Genomic DNA, 14,805 nt, shown 5'->3' on the forward strand with positions numbered 1-14,805 from the left:
ATAATCGATTCTACTCGCTTAATTTCATATAAAAATTTACATACTAAAACATTTATATTATAGCATACAATTTTTTTTTGTAAACTTTAATTTACTTTAACTTTTAAACTTAAAGATTCTGTAATACTTCCTCTAATACTTCTCCAATCCCAAGCCCATCTACATTTATAGACACATGGGCATACTTTTCATAAAGCGGAGTCCGCTCATGATACAGATCTCTCAATGTTTGTCCTTTCTCAAATACGACTCCTCTCTTTGTTAGATCTCCCAGACGCTTCTCCAACTCCTGGTAAGATAATTTCAGATAAACAACTTTACTGATGGAAGCTAAATGCTCCATTGCCTTTGCTCCATATATGACGCTTCCCCCAGGCGCAATTACCGTCTTATCCACCTGAACGGATGCATTGACTCTTTCCTCAATTTTTTTAAACTGATCTAATCCTTTTTTGGCAATAATCTCACGAAGGAGCATCCCTTCTTCATTCTGGATCAAAAGATCCGTATCCAGAAAATCATAGCCAAGTGCTTTTGCCAAAAGCACACCAATGGTACTCTTACCTGCTCCAGGCATTCCTAATAATGTAACGTTATTCATTATGATGTTCCCTTTCGCTTTTTCTTTTTTCGCTTCTTTTTTCGAACAGAATATCCGAAACTTCCGATTTCCTTACCTGTTTCATAATATCCACCATGAGAATATACCAGCGGATTGGATTTTGACAAATGAAACTTTCCATTTTCATCCATCAGCCCATCCTCCACATTCACATTGACAACCTCTGCCAGAAACATATGATGGGAGCCAAGCTCTTTTACTTCTGTTACTTTACACTCAATATTTACCGGACTTTCTGCGATCATCGGTGCATTAACAACTTTCGCCTCTTCTTTCGTCAGGTTCATCTGCTGGAATTTATCCAGATCCCGTCCCGAACGTACTCCACAAAAATCCACAGCCTTCACAAGATTCTTTGTGGTCAGATTGATCACAAACTCACCCGTCTCCTTGATTATCTGATAAGAATGTCGCTCTGGTCGTACTGAAATGTACGTCATCGGAGGATTGGTATAGATCGTTCCCGTCCATGCAATGGTTATAATATTGTCTTCACCATCTCCGCCACGGCAGCTTACCATCACTGCCGGCAGCGGATAGATCATATTACCCGGTTTCCAAGAAACCTTCGCCATATTAAATTTCCTTTTTCATGCTCTTTACTAATTCTTCTTTTTCTTCTTCTGTAATACTTCCCTGTGGCCATGTTACCTGCACCTGATCTCCCTCATAACGTGGAATCAAATGGAGATGAAAATGAAATACGGTCTGCCCTGCCACAGTTCCATTATTCTGAAGAATGTTCATGCCGTCACAGTTTAACACCTTCTTCATAGCTCTTGCAATCACAGATGCAAGAGAGAATAGCTTTCCTGCTGTTTCTGCATCAATTTCATAAATATTATCATAATGCTCCTTTGTCAGAATCAATACATGACCTCTCGTTGCAGGTCCAATGTCTAACATGACCCTAAAATCTCTGTCTTCAAATATAGTTGCAGATGGAATTTCTCCATTTGCAATTTTACAAAAAATACAATCTTCTTTTTTCATTGTTCTGTTCCTTTCTTTTCTAATACTATGACAGATTGTTTCGGAATCTGCAAGGTCAAAGAATATGGAAATCCATTCCACCCTTCTTCACCAGTGAGAATCTGTCGATTCTCATAAGAACCTAATCCACCATATTCCTGTTCATCACTAGAAAATACCTGTTGATATTCTGCCTTCTTTGGAATTCCCAGCTTAAATGACTGATAATCCATCGGTGTAAAATTGCAGATAAAGATCAATTCTTCTCCTGTCTCCGTCTTTCTTCTAAGGAAGGATACAATCTCACTTTCTCCTACCTGTGTCAACCATTCCATAGAATCTGCATCATAATCTGTCTCATATAACACTTTATGTCCCCGATAAAAATACATCAGGTCTCTGATATAATTCTGAATCTTTTCATTGGAAGCTTCTCCCAAAAGATGCCAGTCTAAGCTCTTATGGATATCCCAGTTATTCCACTGTGCAAAATCCTGTCCCATAAAAAAATGCTTTTTCCCCTGCATTCCGATAATAAAAGCATAAAAGACACGCAGATTGGCAAATTTGGCAAAATAATCTCCCGGCATTTGTGAAATCATGGATCCAATTCTTTCGTTAAATCGATGAGAGATTTTGATGATCTGCTGTCCGGTACTGTTAAGCTTCTCAAAACGATTGACCAGCTGATTCTCCAGCTCCCGCTGTGCATATTCTTTTTTCTGTACGTGATGAATCAATGGATCAATATGATCTCCTGCCCATTGAAATGTAGACTTAATTGATTTTGGGAGCTTTTCTGTGATTACGATACATCCGCTTTCCTCTCCCTCGATCATCTCCGTAATTTCTCTTAAGAAGGCTCTTCCTATCTCATTTTCCTGGTAAGCATCCTCATATAACAGGCTATCCAAAGCTGCAATGCGAAAACCATCTATATGGAATTCATCCATCCAGAACCTGGCATTGGCGAACATATAATTTTTCACCTGATTTTTGGAATAATCAAATGGAACTGTATCCCATTTAAGCAACGACGTCTTCTTCTGATCTGTTGTCTCGAACAGGGCTGTTCCATCAAATTCACTAATTCCTGCTCCATCCTTTGTCATAGCAACTGGCGTCCAGTCCAAAATTACTCCAATGCCATTCTGATGAAGATAATTGATCAGAAACTTCAGACTATTGGCCGTTCCGAATCGTGAGGTCGGTGCATAAAAGCCAAAGATCTCATGTCCCATGCTTTCTTCCTTCAGATGCTCTATGATTCCGAGCAGTTCTACATGGGTATATCCCATGCGTAGTACATAATCCGTCAGCTGATATGCCAATTCTTTGTAAGATAAATATTCTTCTCCGTGGCTTCCCTTTCTTCTCCAGGAACCCAAATGTACTTCATAAATAGCTACCGGACTTTGCTGAATATCTTTTTCCTTTCGTTCCTCCATCCACGGCTTATCACTCCACTGAAAGCCGCTCAACTCCGTAATAACCGAAGCATTCTTTGGTGCAACCTCGAATGCATTGGCAAATGGATCTGATTTTAAGAATACCTCTCCATGAGGCGTCTTAATCTCATATTTGTAAAGCATTCCTTCCTGCACGTCTGGGAGAAATAATTCGAATATCCCTCCTTTGTCCCTTCGGATCATGGGATTCATTCGTCCATCCCAGTGATTAAAATCTCCAACCACACTGACTCTCTTAGCATTCGGTGCCCATACTGCAAAATGGACACCGGAAATTCCGTTGAGTACCATTGGATGGGCTCCTAAATAACGATAAACATCCATCCATTCTCCAGCTTCCCAAAGTTCCAACTGTTCCTCCTTCAGCTGAAGCTGAAAGGTATATGGATCCTTTTGCTTTACTGTACGGTCATCCTCTAAAAGTATGCGTATATTATATGGCTTATCTTTTTGATGTGGTACAAATGCAGAAAATATATTGGTCTTTTCTACATTTTCCATAGAGTATACCTCATCCATGAATTCAAGCTCTGCCTGCTTCCCATATGGATGATAAAAACTAATTACCTGACCGCCTTCAATAAAATGTCTCCCTAAGATTTCCTGTGGGTGATCACTATCTCCAAAGCGTAGATAATTCACCTGATCTCTTGTCAATACTTTACCAACTTCTGGTCTCATAATACCACCACCTTATTACTCATTCTACCACCTTATAAATCATGGTGCAAACTATGAATGTGTAAATTAAAATATCCCTTTGTCATGATCTATGAAAAAAGCCACTTTTTACACATAAAAAGCCACCCTTTGAAATATATGGATTCGTTCAAAAGGGTGGCTCTTATTCTTCTTTATTCAATTCTTTTTTCCTTTCGTAAATATCTATTCTCGAAGGCTTTTCTTTCAATAATCTTTTCCATACAACCTGTTTTTGCTTAATGTTTAAATAAAATACTACGTATTACTCTAAACTTTTCATATTTTAATATGAATGAATTTTAATTATTTACCTTGCCCTATGCACTTCGATCTGTATTAATGAATACTGGACGATTCTATATCTTAAAGGTGTACCGTATGGAATATACAATTCTGATTCATATTAAATTTAAACTGTGATTCGACTGTTCCCACCGGTATCTCCTCCTTTCCTTTCTTCTGGTTCTTTTCTTCTTTTATGTATAAATCATAGCAAAATCTTCCCAAATTGTCAAGTATATTTTTATATTCACGCCATTTATTTTTTCTTTTTTTCTTATTTTTTATAATTTTCTGAATATTCAGCAATCTTATTGTAAAGAATATGGAGGAATCTGTTTTCAAGGATTTTATAAATCCTACACACTTTCGTCACATTTCCTACTTATAATAATACTTGTTAGAGCTTTTCATATAATAACTTTTTAATCATTTTTCATTAAGGTTATATGAATCCTCTCCCCCCTCAATAGGCAGCTCAGAAGGGCTGCCTTCCTTTTACACAATCCAAAAAAAAATTACACAATCTAAAAAGTAAAAAGCTGACCGCACGATTGCAGTCAGCTTTTTATATTTCTACTCTTCCTTCCAATGCTCTTAAAAGAGTCACCTCATCAATATATTCAAGATCGCCTCCTACAGGTACTCCACTGGCTATCTTGCTAATCTTGATTCCAGTAGGCTTTACAAGCTTGCTGATGTACATCGCAGTTGTCTCACCCTCTAAGCTGGAATTAGTCGCAAGAATCAGTTCCTTTACGTCTCCCTGAAGACGAGCCATCAATTCCTTCAATCGGATATCATTTGGTCCAATCCCCAGCATAGGAGAAATCGCTCCATGCAGCACATGATACACCCCATTGTACTTTCCTGTTTTTTCATAAGCAGCCAGATCTCTCGTATTCTCCACTACCATGATCGTACTGTGATCCCGCTTCTTGCTGGAACAGATCGGACAGATTTCCTGGTCTGTCAGCGTACAACATTCTTTACAATAACGAATGTTCTTCTTCGCAGATACGATCGTCTGAGCTAATCGGGTCACCTGTTCTTCTGGCATATTCACAATATGAAATGCCAGCCTCTGGGCTGATTTTGCTCCAATTCCGGGAAGCCTGCTAAACTCCTCTATCAGATTGGTAATTGCCTCACTATAATAATCCATTAGAACGGAAAGCCTCCGCCCATACCAGCTGTGAAACGACCCATCTTAGCATTGCTGTCTTCTTCCATTTTCTTTAATGCATCATTAACCGCAACAATGATCAAATCCTCTAACATTTCCACATCATCCGGATCCACAACCTCTTCCGCAAGAGAAATAGATAATAATTCTTTCTTTCCTGACATCTCTACTTTTACAACTCCGCCTCCAGCTGTTGCTTCATATACAGATTCCTCCAGCTCTTTCTGTGTCTGTTCCATCTGTTTCTGCATCTTCTGTGCCTGTTTCATTAACTGATTCATATTTCCCATGTTCATTCCACCTGGGAATCCACCTCTTTTTGCCATGTTCCTTCCTCCTTAATCGTCTTGAAATTCAATTGACATATTAATTTTACTTAAATCAAAATAATCCCGGTTCTCTACCTGTGTCTTCGCCATCAGCTGACAATCTATCTTTACTTCTCTATGAACCAGATTACTAATTTCTTCTTCTAATTGCTGTAAGCGTTCTGCCCGTTGAAATGTCGCCTTTCCATCTTCTCCATCTGGGTTGTTTGGAAATAAGAGACAGAGCTGTCCGGTCTCTTCTTTTACCACCATCTTGGCGAAATTCACCAGATACTTCATTCTTGGTGGTAACTTCCTTTTAATCTTATCCCATCCGGCTGCAATTTGCTGCAATTCCTTCACCGTTGCTAGCGAAAAACGCTTATCTAATTCTTTGGCCACATCCACCTGTATCATTTCCTCTTCCAATTCAATGACCGGTGCTTTGCTTACTTCCTTTTCCACTACCGCAACTGGTCGCTCTTCCAATTCCTGAATCTTTTTTTCCATCTGACGGATACGATCCAGAATGCTATCATAGTTTTGTTCCATCTGAGGTCTGCAAAGCTTGATAAAAGCAACCTCGGTCAAAACCCTTTTGGACGTGGAATATCGGATCTGATTTAAAAGCTCTGATAGAACACGAATGTATCTCATAAGAAGCTGATCATCTACCTGATCTGCTTCCTGCTTCATGAACAGCAGATGATCGCTGGAGATATCCAGTGTATCCTCCTTCACTTCTCCGCTTTTCATCAGCAGCAGGTTTCTCAAATACCACATAAAGTCAGTAACAAACTGGGCCAGATCCTTTCCCTGCCAGATAATCTCTTCTATAAAATTCATGACGCCTGCTGCATCCTGTGCCAAAATGCACTGTAAAAGTCTTTGATAGATTTCAATATCTACTGCCCCGAGTACATCCAGCACTTTATCATAAGTAAGCTCCTGTCCCAGGTAAAATGCAATGCATTGGTCTAAAAGGCTCAGTGCATCTCGCATAGAACCATCTGCTGCCTTTGCAATATAGCGAATGGCCTTTTCTTCTACCTTTACCTGTTCCTTTTCCATCAGATCCATCAGTCTGGCTGATATGGTATCAATGGAAATCCTGCGAAAATCATATCTCTGACATCTGGATAAGATCGTAATCGGTATCTTATGGGCTTCCGTCGTTGCCAAAATAAAAATTACATAAGAAGGAGGCTCTTCCAGTGTCTTTAATAATGCATTAAAGGCCCCAATAGAAAGCATATGAACCTCGTCAATGATATAGACTTTATACTTTCCTTCCGTTGGAGAATAACGCACCTGCTCCTTAATATCCCGGATATTATCCACTCCATTGTTGGAAGCGGCATCGATTTCAATGACATTCATGGAACTTCCTTCTGCAATCGCCTGACAGCTTTTGCACATCCCACATGGACTTCCATCCACTGGATGCTCACAGTTTACTGCCTTTGCAAAAAGCTTTGCCACTGTTGTTTTTCCAGTTCCACGGGTTCCACAAAATAGATATGCATGACCAATCCGATCTGCTATCAGCTGATTTTTCAAGGTTGTCACAATGTGTTCCTGTCCTTTGACATCTTCAAATTGATCAGGTCTGAATTTTCGATAAAGAGCCATGTAAGACATCCTTTTTTCCTCCTTTACCATAGGTATTTTACCATAAGTGTATGGATTGGAAAAGGAAAAAAATCATCGAACTTTTGTCCATGATATTCGTTGAATGGGAATTTTTTCTCTGATAAACTAAATCTATCAACAATAAAGGAGTCATTACATATGAAACATACATCCCAGTCACTTCCAACCCTGTCCCATGAAATCAATAACTATCTTACCATTATCTATAGTCAGCTGCAACACATCGAACATTTATATAAGTATCTTTCCAAAGATGAACATTGGCTACAGATGAAGGAAGACTTTTCTTCTATCTTTCATCTGCTGGATCAGGCATTGGAGGAAGAGAGTCTGGCCTGTACTACCGCAGAATCTACCCTTTTATCTGATTTTCTTTTACGTCTTTACCATTCCTGGCTTCCTCGCTTATCCGAACGGCAAATACGTTTCTCCATACCATCCGAAATTGAACAGGTCAGCCTTCCTGTCAGCGAATATCAACTGGAACATATTTTTCACAACATTTTAAATAACAGTTATGATGCCATCTGTCAAAAAGAGTCTTCTGGAACTTATACGGATTTTATTTCCATCGAAACAGAGCTTCATTCCAAGAGTCTCCAGATACAAATTCGTGATTCTGGATGCGGCATGAACCAATCCCAGCTTGCCAAAGTGTTAAATCCTGGCGTTACTTATAAAAAAAATGGTCATGGAATTGGTCTTCCCTTCGTTCTGGAAATCATGGATTCTATCGGTGGTCAGTTAAAGATACTATCATCACCTGGACGCGGAACCATTGTCATTCTGAACTTTCCTCTAGATCATTAATTTTATGGAAAAATGGAGCGCTGCTCCATAGACAATCAATCTATTTTGCAACGCTCCTACGTTTACTTAATTTTACATTTTTTCACATTAGAATATTTTCCATATATTTTCTTTCCATTTGAGGATTTTTTAATGCCTCGGACCTTTGCATAATAGGTCTTTTGACTTTGCAAATCAGTCACCGTGACCTTATTAATTTTTCCATATGTTCTACTGCGCGTATTCTTAGCAAAGCTCTTATCCGTACTCATGACTACCTGGTATCCAGAGCAATGGCTATCTTTCTTCCAGACTAATGACACCTGCCCTTTTTTGCTACTACTCATTGTAAGCGATTGCTTGATTAGTACTGTAGCTGCTTCTGTCTGATAGGAAACACTCATGACCAATAATACATATAATAAAACCACATAATAACTCTTTTTAGACATAAATAAGCCCTCCTGTTATCACAAACTCTTTGCGATGCATATGACTGCTCATCAACAGTGTTTTGTTCTTACTTACGTCCGGACGTATATACACAAATGATGTCTCATTTGCTTTATCTATGATCAAGGAACGTCTTCCTTTATTTTCATGAATATTGTTTTCAGAACAGAAAAGGAGCCAGGAAAATATCTTTTTCCTGACTCCCATTCGTCCTTCGCTAAACCCTTTTATTTAGCGGCAAATATGTCGTTTTAATTCAAATACCTTTAAAGACCCATCTCGATTCTTTCTTATCTCGACATCATTGCCTTTATTCAGTATCCCTCGTATCAATTCTAAAATTTTTTTATCTTCTATCGTCATACCATCCCTCCTATGTAATAATTCCCCTTTCAATAATGCCCTTTTTAGAAAATATAGATTCCGTCACATCTTTGTTGATTCTCGGAATCTCATATTCAGAAATTACATATTTCTCAAAGGTATTAACCAATATTATTGAGAAAGCATCTTTCACAGCTACATTCTGAAATCTTTTTATCACCTCTTCAAACTCTCCTGCTTGATCGGTAATTAATGAGAATTTTATTCCGTGTTCAGCTGGACTATCCAGATAAGCTGCTCCAAACATACGGGATAACTTGTGCAAAATCGGTCGATGTTTTCCCGAATGTATATCGAATGCCCATAAGCTCAATCCTTCTCGTTTCACCGCATTGGTCTGAAGAACAAAATCGGCTTTATATGGCAGCTCTGGAATTTTAATCACATCTCTTTCTTCTGAAATGGCAATCGTATATCCACGAATCAAAAGTTCATTTTGAATGATCTGGCGTGCCGTCTTTTCCAATTCTGACATATTTTCTGCCCATTCCTGTTCAAATGAAGGCACAGATGAATCCAGATATATACCTCTTGCTGCTTCTTCCGCAGCTCCAAAAAATGTAACCATTGCCAATCCATACGCTTCTAATAGTTCTTCTAATGTCACTCCACTACCAGGAGCAACATTTTTTGCAATTGCATCTATCAAATCATCTGAGCATGGCTGATTATTTTTTTTATTCACCAATCGTGAAAGTGTTGATGGACTAACTCCGCATTCTCTGGCAAAAGCACTTAAAGAACGATCTCCTTTCGCTTTTATGATCAATTCAGACAACATATTTTTATCTGGTTCCCTAACCCGTACATAATTAGGAAAAGGATTCGTTGATTTCCTCCTCGCCATCTTTGTTACACCTTCCTTTCATGATTTTATTTTATCATATCGTTGCATATAAGCCAATATTAAGCAACGTTTTATATTATATTTTTTATGCAACATTATATGTGCTATGAATTACTTATGCTATAAAAAAACAACCATTATCGGTTAATATGAAATTTGATCCTTTTATAAAATATAAGGGCGGGGCATAGCTCATATGAGCCATGCCCTGCCCCAATTATGGCTGTCTATTTCCCGTCAGCCTCTTTCTTTTTGATTTGATCATTCAGCTTTCTTCGATAACAAATTCCTACAATAATTCCAGCAACCAGTCCTCCTATATGAGCCCAATGATCAATTCCTGCTGTCTGATAGCTGTGAAAGATGGAACCCAGAACAAAGAGAAAGATGCCTGGCCCCTGTATTCCTGTCATCCGTCCCCTGGTCTTAATTAAGATAACTGCCAGCATGCCCAGTACTCCGTAGATTGCTCCAGAAGCTCCCGCTGCCCAGGTAAGATCCGATGTGCCAATATCCATATAAAAGGAAACCATATTTCCTACCAGTCCTGTAGTCAGATAAGCCACCAGGTATCGAAAGGAACCCATATACTGTTCTACAAAGCTTCCCACTAAGAATAGTACCAGCATATTACTGACCAGATGCTCCAGATCAAAATGAAGAAACATGCTGGTTATCAGACGATAATACTCATGATTCAATAGAATATCTGTCCATATGGAAACACCCTTTTGAAGAACCCCTTCCCCCAAAAACATATATAAGCCAAAACAAATGCTGTTAATAAGAATCAGTCCTACATTGACCGGAGTCACATAAGTTCTCCAATCCACCTTCTTCTCTTCCTCCTGGGATTTTCGTTCTTCTATCATTCTTCTAGCTTCTTCTCCCTTTTGCACCAGGAAATCATACAGATATGAAAAATCCTGTTTCGCATCTTCATTCATATACAGCTTTCCAGATATCTCATCCTGTATCCATACGGTAAAGCTGTACTCTCCTGCAAACTGTTCCTCCATCAGCTTTCCATCATCTACGATCAAAATGCACAGCATCTTCACTGGTGCTTCGGGAAATATGGTATCTCTGGCTTCTAGCATCTTCTGGTCATATTCCTTTAAATGAATAGGCTCTTTTTTCTGATCTTTATGATAAGTCAAAAATACCATCTGCCTGTCATTCCCTCGTTCCAGCAGATAGACAGGCCCCATCTTACTCATATATTTCTTATACCCTGCTTCCTCAAGCAGCTGAATAAAACTTTGATACATTCCAATTTCTCCTATAATTTGGGGTCATTCATAAATGCCTTAGGATATCTTATCAATGGAATCCTCATCCGTCAATATGGTAGTGATTTCTTCGATTGTTGATTTTTGACGTATTTTTTTGATCAGATACAGAAAATTGGCTGCCAAAGCAGGTACTACAAGAAGAAAAATCTTTAGCTTCTGCCACATCCATCCATATTGAAAAATTTCCACAAACTGATATCCAAGAAAAAACATCAACATTCCACTGATTCCAATAGAAGCTGCGATTTCCCCATACCACTGTCTGGACTGCTTTCCCTCATAGCTTCCTTTCATGATTTCTGCATTCTTCTCTATCTCAAAAATTCCTTCTTCTTCCTCCTGCCATTTTTCTTCTGTTTCTTCCTGCTCTGCATTTTTCGTTATTTTATAAAGTTGTTCCGGCAATATTCCTCTGGCAAATTCCCCCTGAATGCCATATAAGAATTCTACCAACTCTCTATCCTCATAATTGATCCATTCTAAAAATTCTTCTGTTAGATGCTGCATCTGCTGCATCAAATCCTTCTTTCTCCCGGGAGAATAGCAAAAACGAATCTGCTCTTTTTTCTCATCATAAAAAACCACAGCTCCTTCCAAAAGAATTCCTTCTGCCGGCAACAGATATTCTTCAAGCTCTCCCACCGCTTCCAATATTTTTTCATAAATCAGCCTGTAATCCGATGTAGATGCCTTTGTATTTTTTAACTTCTGCTCCAAAGACAGATGTCCAGATGTCTGATAATAATAGTAGCTTTCATCATCTACCCTCCGGATCACAAAGGGCAATATGGCATAACATGCCTGCTCTTTGAGCATCCGCTCCTCATATGAAAATTCTTTTTCCCTTTTTACCACATAGTACGATTGAAAGCCTTCTCGTAAAAAATAATCATTCAATTTGCTGCCACCTCCGAATCTGTTCTGCCGGCATCCGTACCTTCGCCAATACTTTTTCCTCTATTCTAAATAGAGAGAATCCCCCTATTTCTATTGCTCCGATCACAGGGATTGGAATCTGTGAGGTCACTTTTCCCTCTATCACTCCATGTTTGATTTCTACCCATACCTTTGCCTGCTTTCCAAAGACAGAGCTTCTTTCCAGCTTTTCCTTGATGGATGTGCGCAACTTAGATTCGATTCGTCCGGTATCGTAATTCAATAAATAACTCAATTTTCTTTGATTCAAATAATCCAGATGATATTCGCCTGTCTCCAAATCTCCATCTGTCTTTACCACTTCTCCTGCCTTCTCCACTTCCTGGCATAAAATTCCTGCTGCCACTCCTGACTCAAATTCATAAAAAAAGAAAAATAAAATCAGCACGGTGGTAAATAAAACAATGGGCAGAATCATGGATGCCTCAACTGTAATCATTCCTTTTTCTATTTCCCGCATCTGCTGCATAGTTCCATTCCTTCCACTTCCCATATCGTCACCTTCCGTATCAATCTGGTTAATCCGCTGCAACTTAAAGAGGAATGATAACAGTCTCCTTCCTTTGCAACAAATAACTGATGTACCTCCTGTGCGGTATCCTTGATGCATTTGGCACATGGTTCATATTTTGTCTCCCCATTTAAATACTTTTCCACTTCTCCTCCATCTGAAATCTTTAACATAATATGACTGCATTGCATGGAAGTATGATACACTGTTCCATATTCCGTTACATATGCATATCCCTTTCCTGCTTCAAATGCAGTAGGCTGATACCCTGTAAATGCCTTTTGCGCTACCTTTTCTTTGATTCTAATTTTCTTCGTTCCTATAAATGGATAATTCAAAGAAATCTGATAGGACATGTGAAGCTCTATCTCATCCTGACCATTTGGAATCTGACTTCCTACAAAAGAAACATTTCCAATTTTAACAGCTCCTGACTGGGAACCTTCTCCTCCATATTTTTTTTGTAACGTCCTTGCCATCCAAACAGTTCCATGTCGATTCTTATGATTATAATAATATTCCTCCACTGCCATTTCTCTGACTGCTTCCACCAGACCATGATACATCCTTCCCTGTATCATGATCATTTCCCCGAATAACATGCTCGCCGTCATGGCAAATAGGAAAAGCGGAAGTACCAAACTGGCTTCTAATGTCATCGAGCCTCGCAAAGAGGGGAAGCAGCATGCCCTCCGTATCATTACTCTTTGGTAATTTCCTTTTTTCTTTTGTTCACACGAGTTAATACTTTTAACATTAGTGCAGGTGCATTCGCCTTGGAGAGAAGTTTTTTTATTTTTTAGTACAAAAGAGATTGAGGGCATGCTGTTTCACCTCCTAATAAACATAATTTCTTGTATCTTTTACTGTATAAGTGTGCTTGAAAAAGAGCGAACGAATCTTAGATTCTACTGTCATCTGATAAGAAAAATAACATTCCTGAAGCACAAAGTCTGGCTGTTTTATCTGAATCCTCTGTTCCATCAGGTCCATCATACGCATATATTTTTCTTTTTGATCAGATTGGAGCAACAATAAGATTTTTAAATAATCCTGATAAGAAATACCGGATTGATCTGATTTTGTTTCTGCGGATAGCTTTGCCAGGTTATGCAGGGAAAGCTGCCAGTTATCTTCCTTTTTGATCAATGGAATCTTATTTCCCTTTAACAGACCTCGCAAATCAATGACTGCTTCTCCATAGGCCCAGGCGGCCATAATCAGCATCTTGATTCCTTCCACAACAGCGGGAACCGCTGATGCAATGGTTCCAATCTGAACCGCCAACGCATATGCCTGAGCCTGCTTTCCACCATCGGAGAGCAAATAGGCATAATTTAAACCAAATCGTATCGCCATTAATCGATGTACGACAGATTTTAGATTCTCCGTATCCGTTGCTTTCCCGGCAATCAGATACTCCATCTCATATTGGACACCATCCTTGTAACGCTGTCCTACTGCATCCTGGAATACCTCAGCTGCATAAGCTGCTGCTAATCCCTCTGTAGCAAGATTCTTTCCTGCTGTTTTTTTCCCGTTTGTGGACAGATACTCTGCAACTGAATCTTTTTGGAAAAAATCAATCTTCTTCTCTTTGGTTCCATCCTTTTTTCCATACACAATGTTTACCGCCTGCTCAGAAATATTCTTTCCCTCTGGCATCACCAATGGCAGCAACCCTTCAGAAAGCAGCTTTTTCAATCCTTTTCTCGGATCCTGCACGGGCTGCTCCTCTACCTGTACCTCCTGGTCACTATCTTCCTCTTTTATGTGCTCAACCTGATTCTTTATACTGTCTGTCTCCGCCTCTTCTTTCACACCCGATAAGCTGTCTTTAATCTGATCTAACAGCTTTGCACTTTCTGCATATTTCATATACTCACGAATCTGATGCCTTAATACCTGTCCATCGCTTCCCGTGACAGCCACCGCGTTTGATATGTGAAGTACACTGGGAGCATTTCCAGTATGATAGGTCCAGTTCCTTTTTAATGATGCCTCCATTTTCGCCCCATATCTGCCATCAATGGCAAAGATATGGTACTGTTCCAGCAGCTCCTTATGATAATTAGCCTGCGCATATTCTCCAGCAGCTGCTTGTTGCTGTGCTATCCTCCCCTTCTGTATATGAAGATAGATTCCTTCCAGACACACACTCAGGATTAGCAGAAAACTTATCAACAACAGACTTAAAAAAATAGTTACCTGTCCACATTCTTCGTTTTTCATTTCACACTCCCTGCTTTTGAAGTAATCGTTTTGAAAATGTTATTTACAATCTTCTGAATCTGTGTCTGGAAAATAATGACCAGACCAATCAAAACGACAATGATCAAAATAACTTCTACCACTCCCATACCGGATTCATCTTCAAGAAATCGTCTCATCCTTTTCAC

Annotated in this window: 17 protein-coding genes; 1 reads left to right on the plus strand and 16 read right to left on the minus strand. The window is 39.1% G+C overall.

From position 1 onward, the window contains the following. Positions 1–109: 109 nt before the first annotated feature. From BHF69_RS10905 to dnaX, 7 genes are all read right to left on the minus strand, one after another. A complete protein-coding gene (locus BHF69_RS10905) occupies positions 110–601 on the minus strand; it encodes a shikimate kinase (protein ID WP_075671460.1) in 492 nt (163 codons plus the stop codon). Continuing rightward, positions 601–1,197, minus strand: a complete 597-nt coding sequence (locus BHF69_RS10910) for a flavin reductase family protein (protein ID WP_075671462.1) — start codon at positions 1,195–1,197, stop codon at positions 601–603. The genes BHF69_RS10905 and BHF69_RS10910 overlap by 1 nt, the downstream gene beginning before the upstream one ends. 1 nt (position 1,198) lies before the next feature. Continuing rightward, positions 1,199–1,615 (minus strand): HIT family protein, encoded by a 417-nt coding sequence (locus BHF69_RS10915; RefSeq protein WP_075671464.1) that lies wholly within the window; start codon positions 1,613–1,615, stop codon positions 1,199–1,201. Beyond that, the gene (gene glgB, locus BHF69_RS10920) at positions 1,612–3,744 is read right to left on the minus strand and encodes a 1,4-alpha-glucan branching enzyme (protein ID WP_075671466.1); all 2,133 of its coding nucleotides are present in this window, start codon (positions 3,742–3,744) and stop codon (positions 1,612–1,614) included. Before glgB ends, BHF69_RS10915 begins: the two co-directional genes overlap by 4 nt. An 868-nt stretch (positions 3,745–4,612) precedes the next feature. After that, complete coding sequence (gene recR / locus BHF69_RS10930) at positions 4,613–5,209, minus strand: recombination mediator RecR (RefSeq protein WP_075671470.1); 597 nt, start codon at positions 5,207–5,209, stop codon at positions 4,613–4,615. Then, positions 5,209–5,556, minus strand: coding sequence for a YbaB/EbfC family nucleoid-associated protein (locus BHF69_RS10935; protein ID WP_075671472.1), 348 nt, complete (start codon positions 5,554–5,556; stop codon positions 5,209–5,211). Before BHF69_RS10935 ends, recR begins: the two co-directional genes overlap by 1 nt. Before the next feature lie 12 nt (positions 5,557–5,568). Next, positions 5,569–7,179: a DNA polymerase III subunit gamma/tau gene (gene dnaX / locus BHF69_RS10940; protein ID WP_083651246.1), complete on the minus strand. Its 1,611-nt coding sequence runs from the start codon at positions 7,177–7,179 to the stop codon at positions 5,569–5,571. A 150-nt stretch (positions 7,180–7,329) separates the two neighbouring features. Here dnaX and BHF69_RS10945 point away from each other — a divergent pair, with 150 nt between their 5' ends. Continuing rightward, on the plus strand, positions 7,330–8,001 hold the full coding sequence (locus BHF69_RS10945) for a sensor histidine kinase (protein WP_075671476.1): 672 nt from the start codon (positions 7,330–7,332) through the stop codon (positions 7,999–8,001). 62 nt (positions 8,002–8,063) lie between these two features. Here BHF69_RS10945 and BHF69_RS10950 read toward each other — a convergent pair whose 3' ends face one another. The 9 genes from BHF69_RS10950 to BHF69_RS10990 form a co-directional block, all read right to left on the minus strand. Further along, positions 8,064–8,432: a hypothetical protein gene (locus tag BHF69_RS10950; protein ID WP_075671478.1), complete on the minus strand. Its 369-nt coding sequence runs from the start codon at positions 8,430–8,432 to the stop codon at positions 8,064–8,066. 232 nt (positions 8,433–8,664) lie between these two features. Continuing rightward, positions 8,665–8,796 carry a hypothetical protein gene (locus BHF69_RS14595; protein ID WP_278277025.1) on the minus strand — a complete coding sequence of 44 codons (132 nt, stop codon included), beginning with the start codon at positions 8,794–8,796 and terminating at the stop codon, positions 8,665–8,667. 10 nt (positions 8,797–8,806) lie between these two features. Beyond that, complete coding sequence (locus BHF69_RS10960; protein WP_075671482.1) at positions 8,807–9,664, minus strand: helix-turn-helix domain-containing protein; 858 nt, start codon at positions 9,662–9,664, stop codon at positions 8,807–8,809. A gap of 227 nt (positions 9,665–9,891) precedes the next feature. Beyond that, a complete protein-coding gene (locus BHF69_RS13830) occupies positions 9,892–10,935 on the minus strand; it encodes a rhomboid family intramembrane serine protease (protein WP_083651248.1) in 1,044 nt (347 codons plus the stop codon). 39 nt (positions 10,936–10,974) lie between these two features. Further along, positions 10,975–11,856 (minus strand): DUF6382 domain-containing protein, encoded by an 882-nt coding sequence (locus BHF69_RS10970; protein ID WP_075671484.1) that lies wholly within the window; start codon positions 11,854–11,856, stop codon positions 10,975–10,977. Continuing rightward, positions 11,849–12,388 (minus strand): hypothetical protein, encoded by a 540-nt coding sequence (locus BHF69_RS10975; protein ID WP_143249533.1) that lies wholly within the window; start codon positions 12,386–12,388, stop codon positions 11,849–11,851. The genes BHF69_RS10970 and BHF69_RS10975 overlap by 8 nt, the downstream gene beginning before the upstream one ends. Continuing rightward, the gene (locus tag BHF69_RS10980; protein ID WP_075671488.1) at positions 12,343–13,065 is read right to left on the minus strand and encodes a TadE/TadG family type IV pilus assembly protein; all 723 of its coding nucleotides are present in this window, start codon (positions 13,063–13,065) and stop codon (positions 12,343–12,345) included. Before BHF69_RS10980 ends, BHF69_RS10975 begins: the two co-directional genes overlap by 46 nt. Before the next feature lie 178 nt (positions 13,066–13,243). After that, positions 13,244–14,638 carry a DUF5702 domain-containing protein gene (locus tag BHF69_RS10985; protein ID WP_075671490.1) on the minus strand — a complete coding sequence of 465 codons (1,395 nt, stop codon included), beginning with the start codon at positions 14,636–14,638 and terminating at the stop codon, positions 13,244–13,246. After that, positions 14,635–14,796 (minus strand): Flp1 family type IVb pilin, encoded by a 162-nt coding sequence (locus BHF69_RS10990; protein WP_075671492.1) that lies wholly within the window; start codon positions 14,794–14,796, stop codon positions 14,635–14,637. Before BHF69_RS10990 ends, BHF69_RS10985 begins: the two co-directional genes overlap by 4 nt. Positions 14,797–14,805 lie beyond the last annotated feature (9 nt).

This window comes from Anaerostipes sp. 992a (assembly GCF_001940245.1).
GTDB lineage: Bacteria > Bacillota > Clostridia > Lachnospirales > Lachnospiraceae > Fimousia.

Excerpts from the sequence above, each read along its gene's own strand:
- BHF69_RS10905 (WP_075671460.1), bottom strand. The coding sequence starts at position 601 with ATGAATAACGTTACATTATTAGGAATGCCTGGAGCAGGTAAGAGTACC.
- BHF69_RS10910 (WP_075671462.1), bottom strand. The coding sequence starts at position 1,197 with ATGGCGAAGGTTTCTTGGAAACCGGGTAATATGATCTATCCGCTGCCG.
- BHF69_RS10915 (WP_075671464.1), bottom strand. The coding sequence starts at position 1,615 with ATGAAAAAAGAAGATTGTATTTTTTGTAAAATTGCAAATGGAGAAATT.
- glgB (WP_075671466.1), bottom strand. The coding sequence starts at position 3,744 with ATGAGACCAGAAGTTGGTAAAGTATTGACAAGAGATCAGGTGAATTAT.
- recR (WP_075671470.1), bottom strand. The coding sequence starts at position 5,209 with ATGGATTATTATAGTGAGGCAATTACCAATCTGATAGAGGAGTTTAGC.
- BHF69_RS10935 (WP_075671472.1), bottom strand. The coding sequence starts at position 5,556 with ATGGCAAAAAGAGGTGGATTCCCAGGTGGAATGAACATGGGAAATATG.
- dnaX (WP_083651246.1), bottom strand. The coding sequence starts at position 7,179 with ATGTCTTACATGGCTCTTTATCGAAAATTCAGACCTGATCAATTTGAA.
- BHF69_RS10945 (WP_075671476.1), top strand. The coding sequence starts at position 7,330 with ATGAAACATACATCCCAGTCACTTCCAACCCTGTCCCATGAAATCAAT.
- BHF69_RS10950 (WP_075671478.1), bottom strand. The coding sequence starts at position 8,432 with ATGTCTAAAAAGAGTTATTATGTGGTTTTATTATATGTATTATTGGTC.
- BHF69_RS14595 (WP_278277025.1), bottom strand. The coding sequence starts at position 8,796 with ATGACGATAGAAGATAAAAAAATTTTAGAATTGATACGAGGGATACTG.
- BHF69_RS10960 (WP_075671482.1), bottom strand. The coding sequence starts at position 9,664 with ATGGCGAGGAGGAAATCAACGAATCCTTTTCCTAATTATGTACGGGTT.
- BHF69_RS13830 (WP_083651248.1), bottom strand. The coding sequence starts at position 10,935 with ATGTATCAAAGTTTTATTCAGCTGCTTGAGGAAGCAGGGTATAAGAAA.
- BHF69_RS10975 (WP_143249533.1), bottom strand. The coding sequence starts at position 12,388 with ATGGGAAGTGGAAGGAATGGAACTATGCAGCAGATGCGGGAAATAGAA.
- BHF69_RS10980 (WP_075671488.1), bottom strand. The coding sequence starts at position 13,065 with ATGACATTAGAAGCCAGTTTGGTACTTCCGCTTTTCCTATTTGCCATG.
- BHF69_RS10985 (WP_075671490.1), bottom strand. The coding sequence starts at position 14,638 with ATGAAAAACGAAGAATGTGGACAGGTAACTATTTTTTTAAGTCTGTTG.
- BHF69_RS10990 (WP_075671492.1), bottom strand. The coding sequence starts at position 14,796 with ATGAGACGATTTCTTGAAGATGAATCCGGTATGGGAGTGGTAGAAGTT.